This window comes from Shewanella waksmanii ATCC BAA-643 (genome assembly GCF_000518805.1).
Lineage (GTDB): Bacteria > Pseudomonadota > Gammaproteobacteria > Enterobacterales > Shewanellaceae > Shewanella > Shewanella waksmanii.
In genome coordinates this window covers 24,562-40,729 of the sequence record NZ_KI912501.1, presented here as the reverse complement: position 1 = coordinate 40,729, position 16,168 = coordinate 24,562, and the positions used below count along the sequence as shown (strand labels likewise).

Sequence of the window (16,168 nt, the reverse complement as noted above, 5' to 3'; positions counted from 1 at the left end):
AACTCGCCATCCTGGCGCGTTTTGGGCTGCCTATTTCTTCGTTGAATAACCTCACAAGGGAACAACCATTGTTTCAATCATTCGCCTTGAATTAGTTTGCCTAAAGCGCGCTGAGTAGATCAAATTCTTATACTGATTGGTATTACCGTTCTGGGCGGAGCCAATGTGCTCGGCATTACGCAATTGGCTGCAATCAATGTGTCTATGATAGCGTTGTGAATGTAAGCAAATGTCAACTGGGTGTAATGATACGCAAATGTTAACCAGATGTAGCAATCAAGATGGTAGCGTTTAAAGCCTAGCTAAGAATAACTATAGCTTAATGATCTGATCAGCCACTTCAATCATAGAGCGCGCCATAATATCGGGCTTTTTGTACAGCGGATGATAAGGGCTCGCTAACCTATCGACAAACGCACCATGCAGCCCCGCACACAGCGCACCATGGGTATCCCAGTCATGCGCTGCCACCAGCCTTGCCTGATGGGCTGGTACACTAAGCTGACTCAGTGCCAATTGATAGGCCGCTGCAGCAGGTTTAAAAGTCGCAGCGGTTTAGACGGAAATGACCTCATCGAATAAGGTTATGATGCCGGCATTGGTGAGTTGCGCGTTGAGTAGCGCCAATGATGAATTCGACAGCGCCACTAATTTAAAACCGGCTTGTCGCAATTTTTGCATAGCGGGAACGATGTCATCATGAGCTGCAAGCTGAGCAAAAGTTGCCAGGATCTCGTCAATACTTTCCGAGCTTAATGAGACTTGCACGCGACCCGCTAGGCTAAGTAAAGCTGCTCTGGCTAAGCCCTTAAAGTCACTACGTACCGATGTGGTCACACATACTGTTGAGGAGTGTAACAGCATGGCAAACCAGGTGCTCATATGTAACTCATCGCCAAAATAGTGCTGAAACTTGGGTTTCAAACTGGCCAGATCTAACACGGTTTCGTTGATATCAAACAAGATGACCTGCTGAGACATGACTGGACCTCACGTTTATTTTTAGAATGGGTAGTGGCTAAACATATCCTCAATCATCCCATTGAGTTGCTGCGGGTCACTGTTCATTTTGGCAAAAGTCCGCAGGCCGGCAATTTGAATCTGTACGTGGTTTGCCAAGTCAGAGGCAGTTTTAGTAGTACTAATCTCGCCTTTGGCCTGAGCCTGCTCAATGATTGCTGCAAACTCGGCGGCGATCTCTCCCAAATGCGCTTTGGTAGTCTCAATCAATGGCTGATTTTCTTCAGTCAGCTCACTCAGTGTTTTAGATAGCATGCACATGCCATTGGGGGCCGTGGATTGCGTATCAATGACTTGTGCTTTAACAAATGCTTTTAACGCCATAATTGGCGAATCATGTTGCTGACGACATGCTTCAATATGAGCGAGCCCCATATCGGTATAGTTGCGTAAGGTGGCTTTAAACAGGCCATCTTTGCTACCAAATGCGGCATAAATGCTGCCTGGGCGCATATCAATGACATCTTGAAGATTGCGCATCGACGTCGCATGAAACCCCTTTTGCCAATAGAGGTTGGTCGCTTTGTCTACAACCTGTTGACGATCATATTTTGCCACTTTTGCCATTTATCGAGCCTATCACCATCGTTGAACATTCGTTCAATTATAGTTTTTAGCTTTCTTAAGGTAAAGACTAAAGTGACGCCGCTGCCATTTGATCACAGCAAAAAAAGACCATATAAAAAATAAATAGTGACTTTATTGCATGAAGATCAAGATCTTAAATATTAAGATAGCACTCAATTGAACGACTGTTCAAAATAAAGCTTGAACGATCGTTCAAATAAATCTATAGTCTATTGCATCAACGAGGGCTGTCGACCTGCCTTCATTTAAACCAGATGCAGATAAGCAAACCATTGGAGCATATGATGAGCAAATTTACCTTTCACACCGTAGACACCGCGCCAGCTGAAAGTAAGCCTATGTTAGAGGGCGCCATAAAACAGATGGGCAGCATACCGGGTTTGTACGCGGTGATGGCTCAATCGCCTGAAACCTTAAAAGCCTACCAGCAACTGCATCAATTATTTACCGCAACCTCATTCGATGCAGAAGAGCTGACTGTGGTATGGCAAACCATCAATGTCGAGCACGAGTGTCACTTCTGTGTTCCAGCCCATACAGCCATTGCGCATTCAATGAAAGTTGATCCAGCAATTACCGAAGCACTGCGTAATCAAACATCAATGCCAACGGCTAAACTGCAAGCATTGCATGATTTCACCCTTGCTATGGTGCGCGAGCGCGGCAATGTAAGCGATGAACAATTAGCAGCATTTTTCGCAGCAGGTTACGGCCAGCAACAAGTGATTGAGGTGATTCTAGGGCTATCACAAAAAGTGATCAGCAACTATGTTAATCACGTTGCCAAAACCCCTGTCGACCCCTTGTTTGCCGAGTTTACTTGGAACAAATAACTTTGTTTGTGAGCCAGTCTACTCACCCCGTAGACTGGTTTTGTTCAACACGTCATCTACACCTGATGGAAGAATAATGAGTAACAAGATCAAGTTAGACATCATTTCCGATGTTGTGTGCCCGTGGTGCATTGTCGGTTACAAACACCTCGAAGCAGCCATTGCAGAACTTGGCCTAGAAGATCAGGTTGAGATTGAGTGGCAACCGTTTGAGCTCAATCCAGATATGCCGGCACAGGGCGAAGAGTTACGCGCTCACCTAGCCAGAAAATATGGTTCTAACCGCGAAGATAGCGACAATGCACGCGCCGCTATCACTCAACGGGGTGCTGACTACGGTTTCGAATTTAATTTTTATGATGATATGCACATCGTCAATACACTTGATGCCCACGTGCTACTTGAGCTGGCACAACAAATGGGACTACAAACTCAGCTTAAACTACGTTTATTCTCAGCCTACTTTTCTGAGAAAAAGGATGTGTCGGACAGAAAGGTCTTAATCAATGAGGCTGTAGCGGTGGGTATTAACCGCGAACAAGCAGCTGAGCTACTGGCTGACACTCAGGCACGCCGGCAGATCAAAGCCAAAATCGGCCAATGGCAACAGATGGGAATCTCTGGTGTCCCCACCGTGGTGTTCAATCGCAATAGTGCTGTCACCGGAGCACAACCGCAAGCCACCTTTAAGCAAATACTGCTTGAGCTGCAGCAAGCTTAATTTTAACTCAGGCTATGCTGCTTTAACGTATAGTGCCCGCAGTTTTGATACCATCCACTTCTGCAACGCATCGTCGTTATAACGTGGATACCATGCGGCAATAACATCGAAGGGCTGCGGCGCTTGTTCAAGCTCTATGGTCGTTAAATCAAGTCCGGCAATTGCTTTTGATGGCAAAAAAGCAATTGCATCGGTGGTTTGTAGGTACAAAGGCACCACCGAAAAACAGGGGGCAGAAATCACCACATTGCGCTCTAGGCCAAACTGTTTAAACCATTGGTCGATAGATCCCTTAAAATTGGGGCGCGAAGGAGACGCAATAATACTTGGATGCGCGGCGACTTCTGCCAGCGAAGGGTGTTTTGCAATAGATGAGCTACGAGATGTCACACAAACATGGTGCTCTTCAAACAACTTAACCACCGCATAATTACTTGGCATAAAATCGGGAAAAGCCAACGCGAGATTCACCCTACCACTTTCCATCCACTGATGAATTTTATCGATTTCAAAATCTCTAATAATTACCTTAAGCAGTGGCGCTTGCAGCCTTAGGATAGCAAGTAGATCAGGCAGCACCACCTGTTGTGCATAATCTGTTGCCGCAATCACATAGGTGCCTTGTGTGGTTTTGGGGTCGAATTGTTGTGGCGACAGTAATGTCTGAAAATCCCTGAGCAAGCGGTCAATTTCAACTGATAAAATTTCAGCATAAGGCGTGGGGACAAAACCACTGGTTTTTCTTAGAAACAATCGGTCATCGAAAACATCACGCAGCTTTTTCAACTGTTCACTGACAGCTTGCTGAGTTAAACCCAATTGCATAGCGGCCTTTGAGGCGCTTTGCTCGCGCATTAATGCTTGAAACACCCGCAGTTGCTTTATGTCTAACCTATCGAGTTTGCTCATCAATGGCGCTCCGCATTAAGTCTAAAGAGTGACGACTCATTTTTACCAACCACTTAACCAAATTTAATTGTATCACTTACAAGTTTTCGTTGTTTCTATTTGTTTAAACAAACTCCTATCATAGCAGGCATCGAAATAAGACAACTGGAGATACACATGAAAACCATCATTGTAATTGGTGCGCTAGGAAAAATGGGGCAAGCGGCCCTAACAGGATTAAGTAATCACAAGGTGATTACTGCCGGACGTTCAGGCTCAGTCGACTATATTGTCGACATTACCGATGAAAACTCTATACGTACTTTGTTCGAACAAGTCGGATACTTTGATGCAGTAGTAAATACTGTCGGTTTTTGTGAATACGCCAGCTTTGCCGACATGACCCAAGCACAGTGGATGACGACGGTGATGAGCAAGATGATGGGGCAAATAAACTTAGTTCGTATTGGTCAAGAATACATTGCAGACAATGGCTCTTTCACCCTAGTCAGCGGCATTTTGAATATTAAGCCAATTCCATACGCCATTGCCGATGCCACAACCAGTGGCGCAATCGATACCTTTGTAAAATGTGTGGCCTATGAGATGCCGAGAAATACTCGAATTAATGTGGTTAATCCTACTGTGCTAGCTGAAGCCTGGCACGTGTATGGTGAAATGATGCCCGGATTTCAACCGGTGCCCAGTGCATTAGTAGGCAAAGCATTTGAACGCGCTGTCGATGGGTTCATAAACGGCGAAGTATTATATGTCGATGCTTAACCCGAGTTTGGACGCAGACTCTTAATCAAACCCATCACAATCAAAATCATCGCCCCACTAGGCTGAATCAAGTCAGCCTAGTGGGGCGATACACATTGTAAACTAACGATAGATGCTTATCTCACCTGTTTTTCAGGCATATTTTAGCAAGTTAATTAAGCAATATTATTCTGTGCTCACCTTCTGCTCATGTTACCTTTAGTATATTGATTATAATCACCCCTGCTCAAACATTGTGGTAACAAACAAAGGCGTAAGTGATTGACTTAATTAATGTCACTTATCATCAATAAGAGAATGTAATATGAAATTATTATTGGTCGAGGACTCAGAAGCCTTACGTCGACCTGTGATCAAAGCGCTTAAAGCATCGGGTTTTGCCGTTGATGCCACGGGTGATGGCCAAGAAGGTTTATGGATGGCGCTTGAGCACGATTACGATGTCATTATTCTCGATATTATGCTGCCAAGTTTAGATGGCCGAGACGTGCTAAAGCAGTTACGCGAAGCCAATAATGAATCTCCCGTTCTATTCCTTACCGCTAAAGACGCCATTGAAGATCGTGTTGCAGGTTTGCGCTTGGGTGCCGATGATTACCTAGTCAAATCCTTTGCCATTGAAGAGCTCATCGCACGTGTCGAGGCCCTAGCAAGGCGTAAGTACCAAAACCGCTCGCCAAAACTTGTTGTCGCCGATTTAGAGTTGGACCGTTCTGCGAAAACCGTAATGCGAGCACAACAATCGATATCATTACCATCGCAGTTATTTGCTTTATTGGAATATTTGATGCTGAACACCGATAGGGTTATTTCTCGAACTCAAATAGAACAACATATCTATGACGAGCAAGTCTCACCTACCAGCAATGTGGTGGATACCGCTGTTTGCGCCTTGCGAAAAGCGATTAACGTATCAAGTAACAGCGCCCCACTTATCCACACACGTAGAGGAATGGGCTACATGATCAGTGCAGAGAAACCATGACCAGCATTCGCGCCAAGTTACTATTTTGGCTAGTTCCCTGCTTTGTGATCATCGCCATATTAGCGATATCTGCTCTGTACCTTTCTGAGCAACGTCGATTGAATGCCAGCCTCACTAATGAGTTGAATGAATTTGCTCGCATCATAAAACTCACGCTAAAAAGGCCGCCTAACCGGTTCACTCCACCTGCGGCGTTAAATCAAGATTTTAGCGCTAATATCATGTCAAAACTCGACAATGAAAATAGCAATTACTATCTACAATCTTGGAACAAGCAAGGTCAAACGCTGCGTAAGTCCAGCAGTCTTGGTGACTATCAACTGCCTGCACCCAGCAGTTTACAACAAACCGTTCACTCAGATGATCTCGAATATAACAGCCAGCTAAGTAACGGCGATGCTATTCGTGTGTATTCATTTGCTGTTCAAGGTGGCCCAAGAAAACCAGCAGTAAACATATCTGTGGCCATAAACCGAGAAGAGATGAATCAGCAGCTGTCCTCTTATGCACTGCAATTGATTGGCGGCGGGTTATTTTTTTGCATCTTATTATCAGCCATGTTGGTATTTGCTATTCGTAAAGCATTAACACCAATACAAAACTTGTCTGAACAGGTTGCCAAAGTGGAAGCGGGTTCGTTGCACAATCGACTAATTGCAACCAACGTCCCTTCTGAGATCAGCCCATTAGTCGACAGGCTTAACCAACTGCTCGCAAGGTTAGAACAAAGCTTTGCCAGAGAGCGTCAATTTAATAATGATTTAGCCCACGAGCTACGCACCCCATTGGCGGCAATGCGAACCACCAGCGAGGTTGCTTTGAAATGGCCAGAGCAATCGTCATCAGAAGACTTTCAGTATATTGCTGAGTCATCGGCTCAATTACAGCAAACCATTGATAGCTTGTTGTCGTTAGCACGAATCGAAAACTCAAGCGCTGAAACATTACTGGAACAAGTCAATATAACAAGACTCATTGAAGAGTGTTTATCATTGCAGACCACCCAAATGCAGCAGCGAAATATCACCATCAGTCAATTAGTCTCTCAAGATCAATACATAGTGAGTGACCCTCGTCTATTGCGCGTTATTTTCTCAAATCTAATCAGCAACGCCATCGCCTATGCACCGGTAAATAGTCGCGTCATTATTGACAGTGAAAGCCAACAATCAGTCATTCGAATCAGCAACCATGCACCTCATCTCGCTCAAGATGACTTAACAACCATGTTTGATCGCCTCTGGCGAAAAGACAAAGCAAGAACAGATAACCAACATGTAGGATTAGGCCTATCTATTGCCCATAGTGCTGCCCAGGCCTTATCTCTTGAGTTGCACGCCAGGCTTAGTGAACAGCAGTTACACATGTCACTTAACTACAGTAAATAACACTCGCTCATCTTCTGCTCATCTTTAGTTAATTATGCTACCCCTGTATGAACAACTCATAAGGGAAACACAGTGATAATTAAACTAAAAACAAACCACACGCTGCGTATACTTTGCTCAATGTTACTCAGTCTCATGTTATTGGGTTGCGGCAGCGATAGCACGGATAGCCATCAAGATGAAACAGATATTAGCGACACTCCTATCGATAACGGCGGCGGTTCTGGTAACGATGAGAATAGTGGAGGCGACGATACCGGTGGCGGTGAAGATGATGACGGTAGCGGTGAAGACGGTGAAACACCACCAGTGAGTTTCAATCTCGGTACAGCAGCCCTTAACGATACCGGCATTACCTTTGGTGCAGACTACAACCGAAATGGTTTTGACTGCAGTACGACACTCACAGCAAGTGATAACACAGCGCTCGCTCAAGATTGCAATCAAGGCCGAAGTGCTAGTGCGAGTCAAAGTGGTTTTGATTTTACCCGTATCAATGCAGATGGTAGTGAATATAACGGCAGTGGTGACTATCAAACCGCGCCTTGGGCATGTGTTAGAGATAATCGCACAGGCTTAATGTGGGAGGTAAAAACTCAGGATGGCGGCATTCACGATGCCAATAAAACCTACCGCTGGGGAGGACTGACAGCGCTCGAAAGAGATCACCCCGAACGTCAAGGGGATTACTATGATGATTGGAACAGTTTAATCATTGGTACCAATGAAGCTAACCTTTGTGGCTACAGTGACTGGCGAGCACCGAGTAATCATCAGTTAATGTCAATTGCCCATTTCGGTTCCACCTTTACCAATAGTAATGGCAATCTTGCGTCTAAAATTGACGGGCAATATTTTCCCAATACGGTTAGCGACTTTTATTGGAGTTCGGTGCCTTATTCCGGCGAACATCAAGCGTTTTACGCATGGGCGTTTCAATTCGTATTCGGCAATAACAAAAATATTCAGCGTTACCAACCAGCAGCATTACGCTTAGTGCGAGTGATTGACCCAATCGCCACCACTAATAGTGCGCAGCAAACCCCAGATGAACGTTACACAATACATGATGACGGTACCGTTACTGACTTAGCCACTGGCCTAATGTGGGCACAATGTGTTGCCGGTCTTGATGGGCTTAACTGTGATAGTGGCTCAGCAGAAGCGATGGACTGGGGCGTAGCACTTGAGTACGCCCAAAATACTCAACTGGCAGGTTACAGCGATTGGCGTTTACCCAATAATAAAGAGTTATTTTCACTGGTAGATTTTAGTGCTGTCTCCCCCGCTATTAACCTCACCATTTTCCCTTCAACCACCAATGATTACACCTGGACCTCATCGCCTATGATCGAGTTCTCACAAGACTCATGGTTTATCAATTTTAAAACTGGGTTAAATTGGTTTAAAGGGCGAAGTGATAATATGTTAGTCAGAGTGGTGCGGGCTGGTACGGCAGACTCACAACTGGCAGCTATTGATATTCAAGATGGCGAAGCGATAACCTTTGATGACGGTTTAGGTACTATCGAAGGTGATGTTGCGCCAGTAGATGTGCATGCTCAAGTGCTTATTAATGAGCAAGGATTAACGGGTGATCCTACAACAGGTCGCAATTTACTTGATATTAATGATGCTAAAGCCCAGTTAGGTAAAGCGCTGTTTTATTCAAAACGATTAAGCGGTGAATACGATACCGCCTGCGCCTCTTGTCATCATCCTGCGCTCGGTGGTGGTGACAATTTATCATGGCCAGTGGGTTACGATGCCGTTGATGTATTTCACGACTTTGCGCCTAACTTACTCGGTTCAGGTCGATACTTTAACGGCAGTGATAGTGATGAACTTGCGGGTTACCCTGTGATAGGTCGCAATGCGCCAACCGTGTTTAATCTGGGTCTGTTAGATCGAGGGCTGTTTTGGGATGGCCGTATCGAAAGCATCAGCGGTACACCGAATGCCCGTGGTACTGATGCTGGCATCATCACCCCTGACTCCGCTAATTTCAGCAGCGCAGATAGTAACATCCCGTTAGGTGCATCATTGGCCAATGCACAATCTCGTTTCCCTACTATTACCCATAACGAAATGCGTGGCGACGAGCCGCTAGGTGACAGTCATCAAGCATATCGTTCGATGTTAACAGCTCGCTTTGAAGGTCATGCAGAATGGGAAGCACTATTTCTAGCCGCCTATGGCAATAACACGGTGACATTTGATCGTATTGCTGAAGCCCTGGCCGCCTTTGAAGAGTCCATGGTTTTTGCTAACAACCCATGGAAAGAGTATGTCGCAGCGCTGCGTGGTGAAGCCAATAACAACATCGATAGTCTCAGCTTTAATCAAAAAGTCGGTGCAGTATTGTTCATGACAGCAGGTGACGAAGGTGGCGCAGCTTGCAGCCAATGCCATACTGGAGATGCGTTTACTGACGGTAAATTCCACACCATCGGTCTAGGCCAAGTCGGCCCGGGTAATGGTGATAGCAATCAGTTTGTCATCGACAGCGACTTTGGACGCCAAAATATTACAGGTGATATAGGCGATGCTTATCATTTTCGCACCTCGCCATTACTGAACATTGCGGTCACTGGGCCGTATATGCATAACGGCGCTCTATCTACATTAGCTCAAGTCATGGATGTTTATGGTAACCCAGGTGGTGCCATGAATGACCTGTTAGGCATTAGCTCAATACTCAATGCCGACTCACAATTTAATGAGCTCAATAATGCCGATTATTGCCAGCTAACCTCTGTAGTCGACTTAATGAACAAGTATGGTGAAAGTTGTGAGCAGGTTTACTACAATATGAACCCATACGCATTTGAAAATACACGCTTCTTGTTCCGTCAAAGCTTTGATGAATCAACATCCCATTCGCCAGCACCAGAAATCGATATCAATATTGAGCAATCCGATAAAGTCGTTGAATTTATGGAGGCGCTAACCGACCCCTGTGTGACCGATAGAGCCTGTTTACAACCATGGATTATCGATAGCAGCAATTGGCAACAACACCCTGATTATGCTGACAACCCTAATTTGATATTAATCGGTGAGGACAGTGATGGCATAAAGCATTAATGCTTTGGCGCATTTAGCTTTTTAAGTACTTTAGTACATGAAGTCATCCTTACACTTCAACAATATACGTTCAGCCCCTTAATGTGCAAAATGCTTGTAAACGGCATTTTCGGCCAAAAAGGGGTTGAACACATATTAATCATCTGGCGATTGACCCACTGCTAAAAACGATAGTTAGTCATCACTCCAAAAAAGTGAATATTGGCATTATATTCACCACGTAATGTTGAATCAGCTAACGCATATTCAATACTCGGTTGACCAACATCAAGGTACTCATAGTACACATTAAAGCGCCAATGATGACTCATCTCATACGTTGCACCTACGGCATACTTCCAAAGTTCGCCCGTTGGCACATCAGGATATTGCATGGTGGGATCATCTTGTGGTGACGTTTCATAAGACACCCCGCCCTCAAGACGCCATTGCTCATTAAGCTGATAATAACCACCGATACTGGCGGTGACTGTATCTTCCCACTGACGTTGAATGTCAAATACGCCAGAATCTAACGTAACATTTGTCGTCTCAACACTGCTAAATTGCATCCAGCCTAAGCTCCATAACAAGCTCGCTTTATCAGTCAGCTGATGAAAACCACTCATTGTGGCGTTAGCTGGCATGATAATACCGACGCTTGAATCAACCCTTTGGTTAGACAGAGTTAAGTCGCCTTCCATGTCGTGTTCAATTTCAGAACGGTACGAAAAGCCCACACGATGCTTGTCATTAAACTCGTATAAAGCACTTGCTGTATAACCAAATTCAAGGCTGCTGCCTGTGGCTTCAATTTGAAATTTATCGGTTCCTGCAAACCGTTGTTCGAGCATGCCATATTCGGCGACGACCCCAACACCCAACGACAAATTATCATTCACTTTGTACGCGATGCTTGGGTTTAATTGCGCTGTGATTAGCATGGCATCTTGCAATAAGATAGCGCCAGAAAAATCAGCGCCATAGTCGATCACCGACCCACCTGCAGACACTAACGCAATACCAGCACTCCACTTATCATTAAGTGGCGCAACATAGTAAACCGATCCCGCAGGCATGGCGCTACCTGCTTGTGTACTTGATTCACCACCAGCAAATAATCCATCCGAACCTGTATCGGTAAATTGAATATCTGACACCATGCCTTGCACATTAAATGCAATGGTTGGCTCGCTCATTTTGGTCATTGCTGCCGAGTTTGCATAAGCAGTTTCAGCGCCTTCTGCAACGGCCTGTGCACCCGCACCAGCGGTACTGATGTTTGCTCCCCCAAGCTCTGGGAACATGTATGCGCCTGCCAAGGTATTGTTTGCGACGAGCAAAGATATAAGCAGCAGGGATAATGTAGTTTTCATATAAAACCTTAATAATCATCTTAACAATTAACAAGAGCCGCCCCAGCTATCAGTGAGGCAACTTAATCACGTTAGATTGCGTTTAGGTAAGACTTATAAGAGTGAAGACGAACCGTTGCCGCGCCAATCACATCGATAAAACCGAAAAATGGGTGTGGCTTATTGGCTGCAATCCAAGCCGAGCCTGTCGCACCAATCGGAATAACCTTGCCTTCTGGTTCAAATATTTCTAGCACGACAGTACGACCATGGCTGCTGGTATTTGAGCCAACATGTTGACGTACACTTTGCGGGCCTTGCATGGGTGAAATCGATGCTTCACCTGTGCCTGTGGTAATACTGTGAACACGTGCACGGAAGACTTCACCAGGATAAGCATCCACATAAAACTCTGAAAATTGTCCTTTCTCAACATATCTAAATGTTTGGTCAGGAATACGCATTTCCAAGAATTTTCGGCTGGTATCGTAGATATGCATATTACCGATACGGCTACCATCAGCGACATTGACCACCGCAACTTGACCGTCAAACTGTGCTCGCACCGTTTTGCGATTCTGTTCAAAATGGGTTTTATCTAAGTCAGCATGCAGTGAACTCAGTGCAGCTTCCGCAATACGACGTTGTGAGCGGTAATACTCAACATCACGCTTTTTAAAGATATCAGGTGACGCTTTCGCACGTGCTAAGTCGCGATCAATTTGCGCGATATCTTCTTCATTGGTGACAATCGATGCTTTGATTTTTTCGACATCCGCTTTTGACTTAGTATCAACCAAGGTATAAATCACCTCACCTTGTTTAACGATTTGGTTGTGCCCGACATGAATTTGTTCAATCTCTTCACCTAGCAAAGGAGATAACACTGCATGTGGCGCTTTAATGGTCGAAGAATAAGTAAGATCGACCGGAGCCCAAAGTCGAGACAATATCCCTAGTACAACAAGAATAAATACCCCGCCAGACACAATCCAAAAACCGCTACGTAATGTCCACTTTATTGCCCCAGTCGATACTAAGATCCACATCAGCAAGATATAAGGAATCATGACTTCTTTCATTGTATTACTCCTCTGCTTTTTGAATCGCATCATTGGGGGATTTCAACTCATCAATCTTGTTACGACTATTGCGTAAAACACCGCTCAGCGATTCGCCGATGTGAGCCCAATTTGCAAAGGCAATAATGATTGCTAATACCCACCACGCCTTGTGAATAAACAGGCCACATAAAGACAATGCAAACACCAATTGAACATGTGAGCTGCGCTTTTCTTCTGCACGATGAACGGCAAGTTCATGCACTGTCCAAAGTAGGTATAAAACAAAGACCACCAACGCGATGGTGACCGAGAACAAATAACCACTGAAATACTCTGAATTGAAAATGAGCATCATGGTTTCGTTTGGGGTATTGGTGAAAAGACTCATATCGATATCTTTAGAATTCACCTCGCCCATTGGAGCGAGTAAGTAGGCACCGAATAACATCAATGCCATAAAGGAGATGAACTTGATAAGCACTAATAAAATCGTGCCTATTTTGGATAAAACGGTTGTTAATATGTTCATAACATTCCTCAAAAATGTGATTGGATATTAGGGTCTGTTGATCTTTGCTGATTAGAATTTGTTCGAATTAAAAGCACTTTAATCGCGGCGTGAGCGATGACGTCTAGTCATCTAAACCAACTCGCTCGCAACAAAGAGAAAAGTGCTTTTAAACGAACCTTACAGGCAGCACTTGTTGTCATTTCTACTGCGTTAACGACTTATCATGTGGAATAACCACACATCAAAGTCGTCGCCTTGTATAAATTTTCAACAAGTTGCTGCAAAAACAATCTTGAAAGATCGACAGACCCTAATTAACGCGATCTGATGGAAACAGGTCAGAGAACCATTTATCGAGCAGGGCAATGTCTTGTGGCAGTCCATTGATGCGAACTAAACCCTGACTTTTTGCATCTGGCCAGCTCAGTTGTTTGCTAGCCAATGCATCGAGTACGTCTAACTCGGAAATTAGTAACAGGTCACTAGACGACGGCATTGACGCCCGCTCTTGCACAACAATCATTTCAGAAAATAGTATTTCGCTATAATGTCCTTTAACGGCTTCAAACAGGCTAAATGACATATGTTGCTCGCTTTTAGATAACGCATTGGTGAACGAGTAGAGTTTGAAATGTTCAGGCTTATCCAGATTACTGAACGTGCCATGCTGCCTTTCATGAATAATGCGTTCAAATATCGGTAGCGAACCCGGTTCAGATACAAAGCTAAATCCTGCATCTTGATGTACTCCGCAAGCATTGACGTAAAGTGGCATCCCACATAGAAGCAAAAATAAAAGACGAGACATAATGATCACTCCAAACTCAGAGGGACTAAGCTTTTGTCACTTAGTCCCTTGTGGTGTTAACGAATTATCGAACGATTAATTGAAGCTCTTGAGGTGTCATTGGCTTATCAAAGTAGCTCATGAATAATCCAAAGGCTTGCACATCACCATTGGCAAAACTGAACTTACCTGAAGCTAAACTCTCACCAATCACCTGCTGTGATTTAGGGCCAGCAATCAAGATTTGATTTAACACAGCGCGTGTAGTGTTAATTTGAATATCCGCATCGACATATGGCTGCGTATGTAACTGTGCAATACCATTACGAATTTCAATAGTGATTGACTCTTTGGTGTCAGCAAAGTTGTATGTCATCGCCATTTCAACATCGAGCGTTTTTTCAGCGATAAGCGTGGCTGTCATCATGTCAAAGATCTGTTCGCTTGGAAGTGCAGTAAGCACGTCAACTGATGCAAAGCTAATCATGTTAGAGAAGTCACGTGTGCCTTCTAATTCTGCAGCGGCATTCAGTCCCCAGTTACGCCAGTTAATGTTGACTTGATTAGCCGACCAGGTTTTATAGGCTTGCGCCTTTAACTCACGTGCTTCAGTATCTTGCTTATTCACTGTGATTGGGTATGACAGGATTTCAGCTGCAAAGGTGTAGTTTTCTGCTTTAATCGCCGCTTTCGCCGTGTTAATGATGTTGTCACGACCGCCCATTAACTCAACAAATGCTTTAGCACGTTGCTCATATGCCATAGGCTCTAGTTGCCATGGATCTGCTTCAAAAAAGCCAACATATCCCACGTAAATCTGACGAACAGCATGAGCAACGGTGCCGTAGTGCTCACCTAACCAAGGGTGCTCAGCTAAATGCTTAGGTAACTTAACCACCTCAACCAACTCATCAGGAGTCATTCCTTTATTCATGTAGCGAATAGATTGGTCATGGGTGTACTGAATCGCATCACGATAAGCAGTTAATACATTTTCTACCGCGGCTTTACCTTCAACAGGGCGACCGTGAGAGTTAATCATCACTTCGGTGTCAAACTTACGCATAACATCGATGCCCTTGAACCACATTGCTGGGTCGCGGAATTTGGTACCACGAATGGTGTGCAAGTTAGGGAAGTTCTCACCTTGTAATACTTCAGCAGCGTGAAGGATTTTTTGCTTAGGTAAGTAAACAACCACTTCATCTTTGGTTTCTGATGGCACATTGACAATTTGCAGTTCAACACCTGCAATGGTGATGTCTAAGCGATCTTTTAAGGTGAGGTTTGGCTCAATAAATGAAATATCACCTTGCATAAAGCGAGGACCTAAACCATCGTTCACGGTACCGTGCTCACCTTCTTCAACGTGCTTAGCACCGGTGTAAGAAGTTCTGTGTCCAAACAGCGTACCTAGGTTTGAAGACCAGTTAGCCACAGCAGCCGTTAAGCCTTCCTGTGCAATAATGAGTATTTCGCCAGAGTCGACTTGTTCGTCAGTCGCCCAAGCACGAACACCTGAGATATGGTCAATATGGTTGTGTGAGTAAATGATGGCTTTAACAGGCTTGTCTGTGATTTTTCTAAACTGCGCCTTAACTGATTCAGCCATTTGTACTGACTCACCGGGATCAACGATGATAATACCGTCATCACCTTCAATCATAACGGGAGTATCAAGACCAAAACCGTAACCAAGGTAGACGTTGTCATCGACTTGGATAATGGCTTGATCCATCTTGCGACTGTGCTTAGTTAGTGCATCATGAACATGCGAAGATGCTTCGACAAAAGCCAGAGTTTCGCCTGTGGTAGAAAGCACTTTAATGCGCTCGCCTTTACCCCAGAATAGATTAGATTCATGCTCAAATAACACGCCATTGTTGTAACGTTTATCAAAGTTAATATTTTGGTAATGAGCAGCAGAGCTAGTTTGTAATGCTTGGCCTGTTGTAGATGTAGCTTCAACGGTAGGGGTAGCAAAGGCGGCAGATACAGGCACTAAAGCTGCACTTATCGCTACAGGAAGTAAGAACTTTTTCAACTTAGAAGTCATACGATACCTCAATTTTTGTATTTAAATGAACTTTCCTTTTACTAAATATTAATTCAGGCATAATGACTGATATATAAGCTGTTACGATTTCATAATATCGTAATTACGATATGTCATTGGTGA

15 protein-coding genes are annotated in these 16,168 nt (G+C 44.4%); 6 read left to right on the top strand and 9 right to left on the bottom strand.

Annotation, left to right across the window (positions count from 1 at the left end; all coding sequences use genetic code 11):
• Window positions 1–312: 312 nt before the first annotated feature.
• The 3 genes from L865_RS25820 to L865_RS0122620 all read right to left on the bottom strand — a co-directional run bounded on the left by L865_RS25820 (window position 313) and on the right by L865_RS0122620 (window position 1,587).
• A complete protein-coding gene (locus L865_RS25820) occupies window positions 313–471 on the bottom strand; it encodes an HAD family hydrolase (protein ID WP_211237718.1) in 159 nt (52 codons plus the stop codon).
• Between the two features lie 84 nt (window positions 472–555).
• Window positions 556–981: an HAD family hydrolase gene (locus L865_RS25815; RefSeq protein ID WP_211237717.1), complete on the bottom strand. Its 426-nt coding sequence runs from the start codon at window positions 979–981 to the stop codon at window positions 556–558.
• Window positions 982–1,002: 21 nt separating this feature from the next.
• Window positions 1,003–1,587, bottom strand: a complete 585-nt coding sequence (locus tag L865_RS0122620) for a TetR/AcrR family transcriptional regulator (RefSeq protein WP_028775301.1) — start codon at window positions 1,585–1,587, stop codon at window positions 1,003–1,005.
• A 305-nt stretch (window positions 1,588–1,892) separates the two neighbouring features.
• Here L865_RS0122620 and L865_RS0122615 point away from each other — a divergent pair, with 305 nt between their 5' ends.
• Both L865_RS0122615 and L865_RS0122610 read left to right on the top strand, forming a co-directional pair.
• Complete coding sequence (locus tag L865_RS0122615; RefSeq protein ID WP_028775300.1) at window positions 1,893–2,441, top strand: carboxymuconolactone decarboxylase family protein; 549 nt, start codon at window positions 1,893–1,895, stop codon at window positions 2,439–2,441.
• Between the two features lie 76 nt (window positions 2,442–2,517).
• Complete coding sequence (locus L865_RS0122610; RefSeq protein WP_028775299.1) at window positions 2,518–3,162, top strand: DsbA family oxidoreductase; 645 nt, start codon at window positions 2,518–2,520, stop codon at window positions 3,160–3,162.
• A 12-nt stretch (window positions 3,163–3,174) separates the two neighbouring features.
• On the opposite strand, the gene L865_RS0122605 is transcribed toward L865_RS0122610, so the two are convergent.
• On the bottom strand, window positions 3,175–4,071 hold the full coding sequence (locus tag L865_RS0122605) for a LysR family transcriptional regulator (RefSeq protein WP_028775298.1): 897 nt from the start codon (window positions 4,069–4,071) through the stop codon (window positions 3,175–3,177).
• A gap of 156 nt (window positions 4,072–4,227) precedes the next feature.
• Here L865_RS0122605 and L865_RS0122600 point away from each other — a divergent pair, with 156 nt between their 5' ends.
• The 4 genes from L865_RS0122600 to L865_RS0122585 all read left to right on the top strand — a co-directional run bounded on the left by L865_RS0122600 (window position 4,228) and on the right by L865_RS0122585 (window position 10,293).
• Window positions 4,228–4,833, top strand: a complete 606-nt coding sequence (locus L865_RS0122600; RefSeq protein ID WP_028775297.1) for a short chain dehydrogenase — start codon at window positions 4,228–4,230, stop codon at window positions 4,831–4,833.
• Between the two features lie 304 nt (window positions 4,834–5,137).
• Window positions 5,138–5,818 carry a response regulator transcription factor gene (locus tag L865_RS0122595; protein WP_028775296.1) on the top strand — a complete coding sequence of 227 codons (681 nt, stop codon included), beginning with the start codon at window positions 5,138–5,140 and terminating at the stop codon, window positions 5,816–5,818.
• On the top strand, window positions 5,815–7,206 hold the full coding sequence (locus L865_RS0122590; protein WP_028775295.1) for a sensor histidine kinase: 1,392 nt from the start codon (window positions 5,815–5,817) through the stop codon (window positions 7,204–7,206). Before L865_RS0122595 ends, L865_RS0122590 begins: the two co-directional genes overlap by 4 nt.
• Window positions 7,207–7,278: 72 nt before the next feature.
• Window positions 7,279–10,293, top strand: a complete 3,015-nt coding sequence (locus L865_RS0122585) for an Lcl domain-containing protein (RefSeq protein WP_028775294.1) — start codon at window positions 7,279–7,281, stop codon at window positions 10,291–10,293.
• A 161-nt stretch (window positions 10,294–10,454) separates the two neighbouring features.
• Here L865_RS0122585 and L865_RS0122580 read toward each other — a convergent pair whose 3' ends face one another.
• The 5 genes from L865_RS0122580 to L865_RS0122560 all read right to left on the bottom strand — a co-directional run bounded on the left by L865_RS0122580 (window position 10,455) and on the right by L865_RS0122560 (window position 16,045).
• Window positions 10,455–11,648, bottom strand: coding sequence for an OmpP1/FadL family transporter (locus L865_RS0122580; RefSeq protein ID WP_028775293.1), 1,194 nt, complete (start codon window positions 11,646–11,648; stop codon window positions 10,455–10,457).
• Between the two features lie 71 nt (window positions 11,649–11,719).
• The gene (locus L865_RS0122575) at window positions 11,720–12,709 is read right to left on the bottom strand and encodes an efflux RND transporter periplasmic adaptor subunit (protein ID WP_028775292.1); all 990 of its coding nucleotides are present in this window, start codon (window positions 12,707–12,709) and stop codon (window positions 11,720–11,722) included.
• 4 nt (window positions 12,710–12,713) lie between these two features.
• The gene (locus tag L865_RS24410) at window positions 12,714–13,220 is read right to left on the bottom strand and encodes a hypothetical protein (protein WP_037471804.1); all 507 of its coding nucleotides are present in this window, start codon (window positions 13,218–13,220) and stop codon (window positions 12,714–12,716) included.
• A 292-nt stretch (window positions 13,221–13,512) separates the two neighbouring features.
• The gene (locus L865_RS0122565; RefSeq protein WP_028775291.1) at window positions 13,513–14,010 is read right to left on the bottom strand and encodes a hypothetical protein; all 498 of its coding nucleotides are present in this window, start codon (window positions 14,008–14,010) and stop codon (window positions 13,513–13,515) included.
• 64 nt (window positions 14,011–14,074) lie between these two features.
• A complete protein-coding gene (locus L865_RS0122560) occupies window positions 14,075–16,045 on the bottom strand; it encodes an alkyl sulfatase dimerization domain-containing protein (RefSeq protein ID WP_028775290.1) in 1,971 nt (656 codons plus the stop codon).
• Between the last annotated feature and the right edge of the window lie 123 nt (window positions 16,046–16,168).